This window comes from Rhizobacter sp. P2_H3 (genome assembly GCF_056403355.1).
The window spans coordinates 1-13,022 of record NZ_JBFUFQ010000162.1 but is presented as its reverse complement, the minus strand read 5'-3'; the positions used below and the strand labels follow the sequence as shown (position 1 = coordinate 13,022).

The 13,022-nt window shown below is 69.1% G+C and carries 12 protein-coding genes and 1 tRNA gene; all 13 read right to left on the bottom strand.

Annotated elements, in window-relative coordinates; genetic code table 11:
* Nucleotides 1–95 precede the first annotated feature (95 nt).
* Nucleotides 96–171 (bottom strand) — tRNA-Ala (locus tag AC1D1T_RS23280).
* Between the two features lie 101 nt (nt 172–272).
* Entirely contained in the window at nt 273–1,664 is a 1,392-nt protein-coding gene (gene gltX / locus AC1D1T_RS23275) for a glutamate--tRNA ligase (RefSeq protein ID WP_477992563.1), read from the bottom strand.
* A gap of 10 nt (nt 1,665–1,674) precedes the next feature.
* Entirely contained in the window at nt 1,675–2,922 is a 1,248-nt protein-coding gene (locus tag AC1D1T_RS23270; protein WP_477841106.1) for an O-succinylhomoserine sulfhydrylase, read from the bottom strand.
* Entirely contained in the window at nt 2,922–4,451 is a 1,530-nt protein-coding gene (gene purF, locus AC1D1T_RS23265; protein WP_477841104.1) for an amidophosphoribosyltransferase, read from the bottom strand. The genes AC1D1T_RS23270 and purF overlap by 1 nt, the downstream gene beginning before the upstream one ends.
* Nucleotides 4,452–4,483: 32 nt before the next feature.
* On the bottom strand, nt 4,484–4,972 hold the full coding sequence (locus AC1D1T_RS23260) for a CvpA family protein (RefSeq protein ID WP_047511278.1): 489 nt from the start codon (nt 4,970–4,972) through the stop codon (nt 4,484–4,486).
* Nucleotides 4,973–4,981: 9 nt separating this feature from the next.
* On the bottom strand, nt 4,982–5,809 hold the full coding sequence (locus AC1D1T_RS23255) for an SPOR domain-containing protein (RefSeq protein WP_477992562.1): 828 nt from the start codon (nt 5,807–5,809) through the stop codon (nt 4,982–4,984).
* 32 nt (nt 5,810–5,841) lie between these two features.
* Complete coding sequence (gene folC / locus AC1D1T_RS23250; protein ID WP_477827104.1) at nt 5,842–7,143, bottom strand: bifunctional tetrahydrofolate synthase/dihydrofolate synthase; 1,302 nt, start codon at nt 7,141–7,143, stop codon at nt 5,842–5,844.
* Between the two features lie 59 nt (nt 7,144–7,202).
* A complete protein-coding gene (gene accD / locus AC1D1T_RS23245) occupies nt 7,203–8,075 on the bottom strand; it encodes an acetyl-CoA carboxylase, carboxyltransferase subunit beta (RefSeq protein WP_047511274.1) in 873 nt (290 codons plus the stop codon).
* Nucleotides 8,072–8,911, bottom strand: coding sequence for a tryptophan synthase subunit alpha (gene trpA, locus AC1D1T_RS23240; RefSeq protein ID WP_477841102.1), 840 nt, complete (start codon nt 8,909–8,911; stop codon nt 8,072–8,074). The genes accD and trpA overlap by 4 nt, the downstream gene beginning before the upstream one ends.
* Nucleotides 8,908–10,152 (bottom strand): tryptophan synthase subunit beta, encoded by a 1,245-nt coding sequence (gene trpB / locus AC1D1T_RS23235; RefSeq protein WP_477992561.1) that lies wholly within the window; start codon nt 10,150–10,152, stop codon nt 8,908–8,910. Before trpB ends, trpA begins: the two co-directional genes overlap by 4 nt.
* Nucleotides 10,153–10,165: 13 nt before the next feature.
* On the bottom strand, nt 10,166–10,813 hold the full coding sequence (locus AC1D1T_RS23230) for a phosphoribosylanthranilate isomerase (RefSeq protein WP_477844545.1): 648 nt from the start codon (nt 10,811–10,813) through the stop codon (nt 10,166–10,168).
* Nucleotides 10,810–11,622 carry a tRNA pseudouridine(38-40) synthase TruA gene (gene truA, locus AC1D1T_RS23225; protein ID WP_047511264.1) on the bottom strand — a complete coding sequence of 271 codons (813 nt, stop codon included), beginning with the start codon at nt 11,620–11,622 and terminating at the stop codon, nt 10,810–10,812. Before truA ends, AC1D1T_RS23230 begins: the two co-directional genes overlap by 4 nt.
* A 10-nt stretch (nt 11,623–11,632) precedes the next feature.
* Nucleotides 11,633–13,022 (bottom strand): motility hub landmark protein FimV (locus AC1D1T_RS23220; protein ID WP_477992560.1); only part of this gene is annotated, 1,390 nt, incomplete at its 5' end.

Sequence of the window (13,022 nt, the reverse complement as noted above, 5' to 3'; positions counted from 1 at the left end):
CCGTGAAAGGGTGGTGTCCTAGGCCTCTAGACGAAGGGGACTGAAACTTTCACTCTTCACGACTCTGAACAACGCGCCCCAAGACTTTGGAGTCTTGGTGGAGGTAAGCGGGATCGAACCGCTGACCTCTTGCATGCCATGCAAGCGCTCTCCCAGCTGAGCTATACCCCCAAGAATCCTTGAATTCTGGTGACCATCGGGTTGACCTTTCAGCCTTCCTTCTGGCGCTGCGCTGTTCTCAGTAGCGAAGACCACGATTATAGGCAGATTTTTCAGGCCCTCTGCAAGCGGCTCAAAACTTTTTCACGCGCAAAGAGCTCGAGCACCGCATCGACCGACGGCGTCTGCGCACGACCGCACACCAGCACGCGAACGGCATGCGCGAGCTGCGGCATCTTGAGGCCGTGTGCACCCAGCGTCTCCTTGATCGCGGCCGCGATCGCGGGCTTGCTCCACTCGCTCGCGGCGAGCTTCTCGCGCAAGGTCGCGAGCGCCGGCTTCACCGCATCGGTCACGTGCGTCGCGAGGTCTTCGGCACTCGGCGCCACGTCGGCGAAATACATCTGCAGCCAGTCGGCCAGCTCCACCGTCGTCGAGCAGCGGTCCTTGAACAGGCCGCAGCGCGCCGCCGCTTCGTCTTCCGACACGCTGATGCCGCGGCGCGCGAACTGCGCCACGACCAGCGCGGCCAGGCGCCGCTCGTCGATCGTCTTCAGGTAGTGCGCGTTGACCCACGCGAGCTTCGCCGCATCCCACTGCGCCGGGCTCTTCGACAGGTGGCTGCCGTCGAACCACGACACCAGCTGCTCGCGCGTGAACAGCTCTTCATCGCCGTGGCTCCAGCCGAGGCGCGCCAGGTAGTTCAGCATCGCCTCGGGCAGGAAGCCGTTCTCCTCGTACGCGGTCACGCTGACCGCCCCACGCCGCTTCGACAGCTTCTGCCCGTCATCGCCGAGGATCACCGGCACATGGCCGAACAGCGGCAGCGGCGCCTTCAGCGCGTTGAAGATGTTGATCTGCCACGGCGTGTTGTTCACATGCTCGTCGCCGCGGAACACATGGCTGATGGCCATGTCCCAGTCGTCGACGACCACCGCGAAGTTGTAGGTCGGCACACCGTCGGCCCGCATGATGATCAGGTCGTCGATCTCCTTGTTCGCGATGCTGATCGGGCCCTTGACCAGGTCGTCCCAGCTGACGATGCCGTCGTGCGGGTTCGCGAAACGGATCACCGCCTCCACGCCGGCGGGCGGCGTCGGCAGCGTCTTGCYGGGCGCCGGGCGCCAGCGGCCGTCGTAGTGGGTCTTCTCGCCGCGCGCACGTTGCGCCTCGCGCATCACGTCGAGCTCGGCGGGCGTCGTGTAGCAGCGGTAGKCGCTGCCCTCGGCGAGCATCTGGTCGACCACCGCGCGGTAGCGCTCCAGCCGCTGCATCTGGTAGATCGGCCCCTCGTCGCAGTCGAGCCCCAGCCAGCGCATCGACGCGAGGATCTGGTCGACCGAATCCTGCGTCGAGCGGGCGACGTCGGTGTCTTCGATGCGCAGCACGAACTCGCCGCCGAAGTGGCGCGCGAAGGCCCACGAATACAGCGCGGTGCGGGCCGTGCCCAGGTGCAGGAAGCCGGTGGGCGACGGGGCGATGCGGGTGCGGATCGGTCGGGTCATGGTGTCTGGATCAAAGGGAATCGAGGCCGACCAAACCACGCAGCAGGTCGGCCTTCAGGTCTTGCACATCGTCCAGGCCCACCGCCACGCGGATCAGGCCCTGCGTGATGCCGGCGGCCTGGCGCTGGTCTTCGGTCAGCCGGCCGTGCGAGGTGCTGGCCGGGTGCGTGATCGTGGTCTTGGTGTCGCCCAGGTTGGCGGTGATCGAGCAGACCTGCGTCCGGTCGATCACGTGGAAGGCGTTCTTGCGGGCGCTGGTGGCATCGGCGCTCTTCACGGTGAACGACACCACCGCGCCGCCCGAGCCCGATTGCTGCGCCATCGCCAGTTCATGCTGCGGGTGCGAACGCAGGCCGGGATAGAACACACGCGCCACCTGCGGCTGCTGCTCGAGCCAGCCGGCCAGCTGCAGCGCGCGCTCGCCCTGCGCCTGCATCCGGATCGACAGCGTCTCGAGCCCCTTCAGCACGACCCAGGCGTTGAACGGCGACAGCGACATCCCCGCGCTGCGCATCACCGGCACGAACCTGTCGTTGATCAGTTGCTCCGGCCCGCACACCGCGCCGGCGATCACCCGGCCCTGCCCGTCGAGGTACTTGGTGCCCGAGTGCACGACCAGGTCGGCGCCGTACTCGATCGGCCGCTGCAGCGCCGGCGAGCAGAAGCAGTTGTCGACCGCCAGCAGCGCGCCGGCTTCGTGCGCGATCTGCGCCAGCGCGCGGATGTCGCACACCTCGGTCAGCGGGTTGGTCGGCGATTCGGCGAACAGCAACCTCGTGTTCGGCTTCAGCGCACGCCGCCATTCATCGGGATCGGTCTGCGAGACGAACGTGGTCTCGACGCCGAACTTCGCGAACTCGCGGCCGAACAGCATGATCGTCGAGCCGAACACGCTGCGCGAGCAGATCACGTGGTCGCCCGCCTTCAGCAGCGCCATGCCGAGCAGCAGGATCGCGCTCATGCCGCTGGCGGTGCCGATGCAGGCCTGCGCGCCTTCGAGCGCCGCCAGGCGCCGCTCGAACATGGTCACCGTCGGGTTGCTGAAGCGCGAATAGATGAACGCCTCTTCCTCGTTCGCGAAGCGCGCGGCGGCGCTCGCCGCATCGGGCTGCACGAAGCTGCTGGTCAGGAACAGCGCCTCGGAGTTCTCGCCCCACGCGCTCGGCGGCAGGCCCTCGCGCACCGCGAGCGTGTCGCGCCGCACGTCGGCCGGCAGCTCGACGCGCGGAATGCCTCGCTTCGCCGGCGCATCGGCCATCAGCTGCGCTCCGTCGACGCGCTCTGCAGTGCGAGGCGCGAGCGGTCGGCGCCCTCTTCCTCGTCGCCGCCCTGCGACTTGCGCTGCGTCGCGATCGCGTCGAAATCGGCGGCCGACACGTCGCCCGTCACGTAATAGCCGTCGAAGCACGAGGCCTCGAAGCCGTTCAGCCTCGGGTTCAGCGCGCCCACCACCTTCTTCATCGCGGCCACGTCCTGGTAGATCAGCGCATCGGCGCCGATGAACTGGCGGATCTCCTCGATGCTGCGGTTGTGCGCGATCAGCTCTTCGCTGGTCGGCATGTCGATGCCGTAGACATTCGGGAAGCGCACCGGCGGCGCGGCCGAGGCCATGTAGACCTTGCGCGCGCCGGCCTCGCGTGCCATCTGCACAATCTCCTTCGAGGTGGTGCCGCGCACGATGGAATCGTCCACCAGCAGCACATTGCGGCCCTTGAACTCGACCGCGATCGCGTTCAGCTTCTGGCGCACCGATTTCTTGCGCACGCCCTGCCCCGGCATGATGAAGGTGCGGCCGACGTAGCGGTTCTTCACGAAGCCTTCGCGGTACGGCTTGCCGATCTTCTGCGCCAGCTGCATCGCCGATGGCCGGCTCGACTCGGGGATCGGGATCACCACGTCGATCTCGTTCGGCGGCATCGTCGAGATCAGGCGCTGCGCGAGCGTCTCGCCCATGTTCAGCCGCGCCTGGTAGACCGACACGCCGTCCATCACCGAATCGGGCCGTGCGAGGTACACGAACTCGAACATGCACGGGTTCAGCGTCGGGTTCTCGGCGCACTGCTGGGTGTGGAGCTTGCCGTCCAGGTCGATGAAGACGGCCTCGCCCGGCGCCACGTCGCGCACCAGCTTGTGGCCGGTGCCTTCGAGCGCCACCGATTCGCTGGCCACCATCACCTCGGGGCCGTCCGGCGTCATCGCCTCGCCGAAGCACAGCGGGCGGATCCCGTACGGGTCGCGGAAGGCCAGCAGCCCGTAGCCGGCGATCAGCGCGACCACCGCGTACGAGCCCTTGATGCGCTTGTGCACCGCGCCGACCGCCTTGAAGATCTCCTCGGTGGTCAGCGGCAGGTCGCGCGCGGCCATCTCGAGCTCGTGCGCGAGGATGTTGATCAGCACCTCGGTGTCGCTCTCGGTGTTGATGTGGCGGCGGTCGATGTCGAACAGCTCCTGCTTCAGCGAATGCGCGTTGGTCAGGTTGCCGTTGTGCACCAGCACGATGCCGAACGGTGCGTTGACGTAGAACGGCTGCGCCTCTTCCTCGTTGTAGGCGTTGCCGGCCGTCGGGTAGCGCGTCTGGCCCAGGCCCACGGTGCCGGGCAGGCCGCGCATGTTGCGGGTGCGGAACACGTCGCGCACCATGCCGCGCGCCTTGTGCATGAAGCACTTGGTGCCCTGCATCGTGACGATGCCGGCGGCATCCTGGCCGCGGTGCTGCAGCAGCAGCAGCGCGTCGTAGATCAGCTGGTTGACCGGCGTTTTCGAGATCACGCCAACGATGCCGCACATGGGAGAGTCCTTGCTTGTTCAACCGGCCCGCGTCATGCGGGCAGGTGGGAAGAGAGTTGAGGCGGAAGCACGGGCTTCAAGGCCGCCAGGGTGGCATTGAGCCACGGCGCGCCCACCGAGCTTGTCCAGGCCGGTGAAGTCACCATCGGCGTCATGCCGACCACCAGCCCGATGGCCAGCAGCACGACCACGCCGCGCAGCAGGCCGAAGAAGCCACCCAGCAGGCGGTCGATGAGGCTCAGCGGCGTCACGTGGATCAGGAAGCGCAGCAGCCGCGCCAGGATGCCCCAGACGATCAGCGCCGCGACGAAGGTGAGCGCGAATGCCGCCGCATGGTTGATGCCGGAGCCGATGCGGCCGACCGGGATGTGCGGCGCGACCATCGGCGTCAGCCACTGCGCGGCGAACCAGGCCGCAAACCAGCCGACCAGCGACAGCAGCTCGAACACCAGGCCGCGCACGAGCCCCACCAGGACGGAGAGACCCAGGATGCCGAGAAAGACCCCATCGACCCAGCCCATCGTGCGCCGTCACAGCGTCAGGATGGCCGACGGCAGGCCGGYGGTCTTGATCTTCGCGGCAGCCTTGTCGGCCTCGTCGCGCGATGCGAACGGGCCGACCCGCACGCGGATGCGGTTGCCCGCCGAGGTCTCGACGACCTGCGTGTAGGTCTTCAGGCCGAGCTTCTCGACCTTGTGGCGGGCCTCGCGGGCGGCGTTGACCTCGGCGAACGCACCGACCTGCACGACGAAGCGGCCGGCCGCCTCGGGCGTGGCGGGCTTGCCGTCGAGCAGGGCCTGCGCGCGGGCGCTGTCGTTGGGCTTGGCAGCGGGCTTGTCGGCAGGCTTGTCGGCCGGCTTTTCAGCGGGTTTTTCGGCAGGCTTGCGTTCGACCGGTGCGGGGGCCGGCACGGGCGCCGGCTTCGGCGTGACCGCCGCCACGGCCGGTGGCGGGACCGCAGCGGCCGGCGCCGAGGCCGACGGCTCGCGGCCTGCATCGGCCACGTTCTCGGTGATCACGCTCGGCGGCAGCGGTGCCGGTTTCGCATCGGCCGCCCGTGCGTTGGTGGCGGCCGGGGCCGGCGTCGTGGCGGGCGCGGCCGGGGTGTCGCGCCGCAGCTCGACCGGCGTGTCCACCGGCAACGGACGCGGCTGGGTCTCGAACAACAGCGGGAAGCCGATCACGCCGGCGATCACCAGCACGGCGGCGCCGATGAGCCGCTGGCGCGCGCGCGTGCGGGCCTGTGCGACGGAGTCGGGGGATTCGGCCACCGGGGGCGCCTTCGCCTTGGATTTGGCGGGCGTTGCGCTGTTGGGCGTGTTGCCCGGCGTGCGCTTCAGGAAGGACAGCAGACCCATGAAGAGCTGATTCCAGGTGAGCAAGAGAGCGATCAGCTCAAGTGCTTGGCAGAAAGACGGGGGACGCCGTCCTTCAGCACGCCGCCCACGGTGAAGAACGAGCCGAAGACCACGATTCTATCAGCGGGGTCCGCCGCCTCGATGGCCGCACGCAGTGCGTCGTCCGGGCTCGCGTGACGGAATGTAGCGACCGGGCCCGGGCCTTTCAGCGCCAGGCGTTCGTGCAGCTGCTGCAGCTCGGCGGCGCCGGCCGCGCGCGCGATCGGCAGGTCGGTGAAATGCCACGCATCGACCAGCGGCGCCATGCGGCGCAGGATCGCTTCGAGGTCCTTGTCGGCCATCGCGCCGAACACCACGTGGGTGCGCGGGAAGAAGCCCATCTGGTCGAGGTTCTCGGCCAGCGCGCCGACCGCGTGCGGGTTGTGCGCGACGTCCAGCACCAGCGTCGGCTGGCCCGGCACGATCTGGAAGCGGCCGGTCAGCTCGACCGATGCGAAGCCGTTGCGCACCGCCTGTGCGGTGATCGGCAGCCGATCGCGCAAGGCCTCGAAGGCGGCCAGCGCGGCCGATGCGTTCAGCAGCTGGTTGGCGCCGCGCAGCGCCGGGTAGGCGAGCCCGCTGAAGCGCTTGTCGCGCCCGCCCCAGCCCCACTGCTGCTTGTCGCCGGCGTAGTTGAAATCGCGGCCGAGCAGCCGCAGCTCGGCGCCCACCTCGGCCGCATGCGCGACGATGCTGGCCGGCACCATCGGGTCGCCCACCACCACCGGCTTGCCGGCACGCATGATGCCGGCCTTCTCGCGGCCGATCGATTCGCGATCGGTGCCGAGGTAGGCGGTGTGGTCGATGTCGATGCTGGTGATCACCGCGCAATCGGCATCGATCGCATTGATGGTGTCGAGCCGGCCGCCGAGCCCGACCTCGAGGATCACCATGTCGAGCGGCGCGCTCGCGAGCAGCCGCAGGATCGCCATCGTCGTGAACTCGAAGTAGGTCAGCGGCATGCCGGCGCGCGCCTCCTCGACCGCCTCGAAGTGCGGGATCAGCTCGGCCGCGTCGACGCTGCGGCCGTTCACGCGGCAGCGCTCCTCGAAGTGCACGAAATGCGGCTTGATGTAGAGCCCGACGCGGTAGCCGGCCTGCAGCCCGATGGATTCGAGCATCGCGCAGGTMGAGCCCTTGCCGTTGGTGCCCGCCACCGTGATCACCGGCACCTGGAAGGCGATGCCCAGGCGCTGCTTCAGCAGCAGGCTGCGCTCCAGCCCCATGTCGATGTCCTTGGGGTGCAGCTGCTCGCAGTGGGCGAGCCATTCGGCGAGGGTGGTCGGTGTGGGCATGACGGTCTCAGAAGAAGGAAAGGCGGCCGAGGCCGCCTTGCGCAGGGAGCCGGGCCGGCTCAGGCCACGGCGTCGGCGCTTTGCCGTTGCAGCATCGCGAGCGAGCGGGCGATCGTCGTGCGCAGTTCGCGCCGGTCGATGATGCCGTCGATCGCGCCGGTCTTGACGAGGAACTCGGCGCGCTGGAAACCCTCGGGCAGCTTCTCGCGCACGGTGTTCTCGATCACGCGCGGGCCGGCGAAGCCGATCAGCGCCTTCGGCTCGGCGAACACGATGTCGCCGACGAACGCGAAGCTCGCCGAGACGCCGCCCATCGTCGGGTCGGTCAGCACGCTGATGTAGGGCAGCTTCGCCTTGGCCAGCAGCGTCAGCGCCGCATTGGTCTTGGCCATCTGCATCAGGCTCAGCAGCCCTTCCTGCATGCGCGCGCCACCGGTGGCCGCGAAGCTGACGAACGGCACCTTCTGCTCGACCGCGGCCTCGACGCCGCGCACGAAGCGCTCGCCGACCACCGAGCCCATCGAGCCGCCCATGAAGTCGAACTCGAAGCAGGCGGCCACCAGCGGGATGCTGAGCACCGCACCGCCCATCACCACCAGCGCATCGGTCTCGCCGGTGCTCTCGAGCGATTCCTTCAGCCGCTCCGGGTAGCGCTTGCTGTCCTTGAACTTCAGCGCGTCGACCGGCAGCACCTCCTGGCCGATCTCGTAGCGGCCTTCGCCGTCGAGGAAGGCATCGAGCCGCGCGCGGGCGCGGATGCGGTGGTGGTGGCTGCACTTCGGGCAGACGTTGATGTTCTGCTCGAGGTCGCTCTTGTAGAGCACGGTGTCGCACGACGGGCACTTGATCCACAGGCCTTCGGGCACCGTGCGGCGCTCGCTCGGGTCCGTCTGCTGCATCTTCGGCGGAAGCAGTTTCTCGAGCCAACTCATGCGGGAGCTCCTTTCAGGGTATCGAGGGCGGCGCGGATCTCGGCGATGAACGCCGCGGCCGCGGGGACGACATTGTCGCGCGTCTGGGTTTCAAGCAATTGCACGATGCGGGATCCGATGACGACCGCATCCGACACCCTGGCGACCGCGATGGCCGTCTGTGCGTCGCGGATGCCGAAGCCTACACCCACCGGCACCTGCACATGGGCCTGGATCCGCGGCACCATCCGGGCCACCGCGTCGGTGTCGAGGTGGCCGGCGCCGGTCACGCCCTTCAGCGACACGTAGTAGACGTAGCCGCTCGCGATGCGGCCCACATCCTTCATGCGCTGTTCGGTGGAGGTGGGCGCGAGCAGGAAGATCGGGTCGAGCTGCTTCGCCTTCAGCCGGGCGGCGAAGGCCTCGCATTCCTCGGGCGGGTAGTCGACGACCAGGACGCCGTCGACGCCGGCCGCGGCGGCGTCGCGCACGAACGCGCTCTCATCGGCACCGGCCCCATGCAGCTGGTCATAGCGCTCGATCGGGTTGGCGTACCCCATCAGCACCAGCGGCGTCGTCGTGTTGCGGGCCCGGAAGCCGCGCACGTAGTCGAGCACCTGCACCATGCCGATCTTCTTCGCGAGCGCCCGCTCGGCCGCCTTCTGGATCACCGGGCCGTCGGCCATCGGATCGGAGAACGGCACGCCGAGCTCGATCACGTCGGCACCGGCCTCGGCCATCGCGAGCATCAGCTCGACGGTGGCATCCGGGTACGGGTCGCCGGCCGTGATGTACGGGATCAGCGCCTTGCGGCCTTCCTTCTTCAGCGCATTGAAGCGGGTGGCGATGCGGCTCATTGCGCCCCCTTCACGGTCTGGCCCGCTTCCGAGGGCTGGGCATGCACCTTCTCGCCCGACAGGTCGGCGACGGTGCCGATGTCCTTGTCGCCGCGGCCGGACAGGTTGACGAGCAGGTGCTGGTCGGGGCGCATCGTCGGCGCGAGCTTCATCGCGTGCGCGACCGCATGCGACGACTCCAGCGCCGGGATGATGCCCTCGGTGCGGCACAGGTAGTGGAAGGCCTTCAGCGCCTCGTCGTCGGTGATGCCGACGTACTCGGCGCGGCCGGTGTCCTTCAGGTAGGCATGCTCCGGGCCGACGCCCGGGTAGTCGAGCCCGGCGGAGATCGAGTGCGTCTCGATGATCTGGCCGTTCTCGTCCTGCAGCAGGTAGGTGCGGTTGCCGTGCAGCACGCCGGGCGAACCGGCGCTGAGGCTCGCGGCATGCTTGCCGGTGTCCAGCCCCTGCCCTGCCGCCTCGACGCCGATCAGCCGCGTGCCGGCATGCTCGATGTACGGATAGAAGATCCCCATCGCGTTGCTGCCGCCGCCCACGCTGGCGATCACCGCATCGGGCTGGCGACCGGCGAGCTCGGGCATCTGCACCAGGCACTCGTCGCCGATCACGCGCTGGAAGTCGCGCACCATCGCCGGGTACGGGTGCGGGCCAGCCACCGTGCCGATGATGTAGAAGGTGTTCTCGACGTTGGTGACCCAGTCGCGCAGCGCCTCGTTCAGCGCGTCCTTCAGCGTCTTGGAGCCGCTCTCCACCGGCACGACGGTCGCGCCGAGCAGCTTCATGCGGTAGACGTTGGGCGACTGGCGCTTCACGTCCTCGCTGCCCATGTAGACGACGCACTCCATGCCGTAGCGCGCGCAGATCGTGGCGGTGGCCACGCCGTGCTGGCCGGCACCGGTCTCGGCGATCACGCGCGGCTTGCCCATGCGGCGCGCGAGCAGCGCCTGGCCGATCGTGTTGTTGATCTTGTGCGCGCCGGTGTGGTTGAGGTCCTCGCGCTTCAGGTAGATCTGCGCGCCGCCCAGTTCGCGGCTCATGCGCGCGGCGTGGTAGACCGGGCTCGGCCGGCCCACGAAATGCTTCAGTTCGCTCTCGTATTCGGCCTGGAAGGCCGGGTCGCGCTGCGCCGCGGCATAGGCCGCTTTCAGTTCGTCGAGCGCGTGGATCAGGGTCTCGGCGACGAAGGTGCCGCCATAAGGCCCGAAATGCCCGCTGGCATCGGGCTGCTGGTATTTCGACATGGATTGACTCGCTTCAGGTGGGGGTGCTCGCGATGCGTGCGTCAGCTTCGCGCACGGCATCGCAAAAACGGCGGATGGCCCAGGCATCCTTGATGCCCTTGGCACTTTCAACGCCGGAACTCACGTCAACGGCCCAGGGCCGCACCCGAAGAATTCCTTCGATCACATTTCCGGCATGCAACCCACCAGACAAAACGACTGGAGAGCGCACGTTTCGAGGAATGAGTGACCAATCGAAGACCTTTCCGCCTCCACCATACCCGTCGACATGAGCGTCGAGCAGCAGCCCCTGGGCGTGCGGGTACTGAGCGGCGAAGTCTAGCAAATCGAAATCCCCCGCCATGCGTGCGGCCCGCAGGAACGGGCGGCCGGCGGCGGCGCAGTCGGCCGGCGTCTCGTCGCCGTGGAATTGCAGCAGCAGGTTCGGGATCGCGGCGCTCGCGCGCTCGATCAGCGACGGCGCGGCATTGACACACAGCACCACTGGCGTGACGAACGGCGGCAGGCGCTGCGCCAGCTCGGCCGCGCGCTCGACGCTCACATGCCGCGGGCTGCGCTCGTACAGCACGAAGCCGATCGCATCGGCGCCGGCCGCGACGGCCGCGTCGACGTCGGCCTCGCGTGTCAGGCCGCAGATCTTGATTCGGGTGCGCACGCTCATGCTTCGATGCTCGCGCCACCGGGGAGCCAGTCCATCGGCGGCGTGTGCAGGGGGATGTCGAAGCGCGCATCGTAGTACGGCCCGACGAAGTACAGCCCGTCGGGGGCAAAGGTCGGCGCCGCCACGCTGCGGCTGCGCGAGGCCAGCACCTCGCCCATCCAGCCCGGCGCGCGCTGCCCGGCGCCGATCGCCACCAGGCAGCCCATGATGTTGCGCACCATGTGGTGCAGGAAGGCATTGCCGTCGAAATCGAAGCGCCAGTACGCGCCGAAGCGCCGGATGCGGATCTCGCGCAGCGTCTTCACCGGCGTCGGCGATTGGCATTCGGCGGCGCGGAACGCGCTGAAGTCGTGTTCGCCGATCAGCACGGCGGCCGCCTCGCGCATCGCATCGCCATCGAGCGGGCGGAACACCCACCCGGCCGCGCCGGACTCGATCGCCGCCCGCACGCGCGACTCGAGCAGCAGGTAGGCGTAGCGGCGGCCCTGTGCGCTGTTGCGGGCATGGAAGTCGTCGGGCACGGGCCGGCACCACTGCACCGCGATGTCGAGCGGCAGGAAGCGGTTGGTGCCGCGCATCCACGATTCGGTTTCGCGCGCCACCGGTGCGTGCAGGTGCACGACCTGGTTCAGCGCATGCACGCCGGCATCGGTGCGGCCGGCACACATCGTGCGAACGGGCGTGGCCGCGAATTGCGACAACGCCCGTTCGAGATGGTCCTGGATCGTCTGCCCGCCCGGCTGGCTCTGCCAGCCGCGGTAGGCCTGGCCCTGGTAGCTGATACCGAGGGCCAGCTTCTCTTGGGTCACGTTCCTTCGTTCACCCGAGGTCGGAGAGCATGGCCTGGGCGCGCGTCTTGGTCGCGCCGCTCGCCTTGGCGATCACTTCCTGCAGCAGGTCGCGGGCGCCTTCCATGTCACCGATCTGGCGGAACTCTTCAGCCAGTTCGAGCTTGCGCGCGATCGGGTCGGAGCCGTCGTCCGGGGCGTCGCCCAGGTCGATGTCACCGAACTCGTTGCTCGAGGCCGGTGCTGCCGCGGCGGAGCGCGGGGCGGCCGGCGCCGGGATCGTCGAATCGCCCAGGTCCAGCGAGATGCTGGACAGGTCGAAGTCCATCGGCGCGCTGGCCGGTGCGCTGCGGGCCGGGGCCGGCGCGGCGCGAGGCGGCGGGGGCGGCGGATCCAGCGGCAGGTCGAAGCTCATGTCGTCCAGCGAGTGGCCGACCTCGCCGGTCGGCAGCGGCTGGGTCTCTTCCGGCAGGTGCGGTGCCGACACCGCCGAGCCGCTCGGCAGGGCCAGGTCGAGGTCGAGGTCCATGCCGGCGCCGGTGCTGTCGAAACCGCTGCCGTGCGAACCGCTGGTGCCGAACTCGGACGGCGACGGCAGCACCGATTGCGGCATCGTGCTCGCACCCAGCAGCTCGGCCGACGGACGCGCTTCGCCACCGCCGGTGGCCGGTCCACCGCCCGGGCGGTACATCGGGTTCTCCGGATCGATCTGCTGGCCGATCTCCTGCGCCTTGGCCCAGTCCTCGCCCTGGCCGCCGGTCAGGCCGAACAGCTGGGTGGCCAGCAGCTCGAAGCCCTTGGTGTCGCGGCGCTTGGCGTAGACCTCGAGCAGCTTGGTGCGGATCGCCAGGCGCTCGGGGCTCGCGCGCATGRCTTCCTTGAGGATTTCCTCGGCCTGCAGGTCGCGGCCATAGGCCAGGTAGACATCGGCCTCGGCCACTGGATCAACGTCGCCGATGGCATCGAGCTGGCTCAGCGAGTAGCTCATCGACGACGATGCCCCGCCGGCGTCACGCGTGTCGATGCGCTGACCGCCGCTGGCCCCGAAGAAAGAATCCGGTTGAAGGCGACTCTCGAGGAACGAGGTTTCACCGCTGTCGCGCTTGGCGCGCTTGCTGAAGCGCCACGCCGCGAAACCGCCGAGCAGCAGCACGGCGATGCCGCCGAGCAGGGCCGGCAGGTTGTCGTCGAGCAGCGACGACAGGAAGCTCGGCTCGGGCGCCGGAGCGGGCATCGGGGCCGGCGCAGGCTTCGGCGGCGCGACGGCCACGACCGGCGCACTGGCCACCACGTCAGGCGCCGACGCGGCAGCGACCGGCGGCACGTCGGCGGGCGCCGAGGCCGGGGTCTCGATCACCGGCGCGGGTGCGGGCACAGGGGTCGCTGCCACCGGAGCCGGCGGCGGCGGCACAGGGGCCGGC

Excerpts from the sequence above, each read along its gene's own strand:
- trpB (WP_477992561.1), bottom strand. The coding sequence starts at position 10,152 with ATGTCGAAATACCAGCAGCCCGATGCCAGCGGGCATTTCGGGCCTTAT.
- trpA (WP_477841102.1), bottom strand. The coding sequence starts at position 8,911 with ATGAGCCGCATCGCCACCCGCTTCAATGCGCTGAAGAAGGAAGGCCGC.
- AC1D1T_RS23230 (WP_477844545.1), bottom strand. The coding sequence starts at position 10,813 with ATGAGCGTGCGCACCCGAATCAAGATCTGCGGCCTGACACGCGAGGCC.
- purF (WP_477841104.1), bottom strand. The coding sequence starts at position 4,451 with ATGTGCGGCATCGTTGGCGTGATCTCGAAAACGCCGGTCAACCAGCTG.
- accD (WP_047511274.1), bottom strand. The coding sequence starts at position 8,075 with ATGAGTTGGCTCGAGAAACTGCTTCCGCCGAAGATGCAGCAGACGGAC.
- AC1D1T_RS23270 (WP_477841106.1), bottom strand. The coding sequence starts at position 2,922 with ATGGCCGATGCGCCGGCGAAGCGAGGCATTCCGCGCGTCGAGCTGCCG.
- AC1D1T_RS23260 (WP_047511278.1), bottom strand. The coding sequence starts at position 4,972 with ATGGGCTGGGTCGATGGGGTCTTTCTCGGCATCCTGGGTCTCTCCGTC.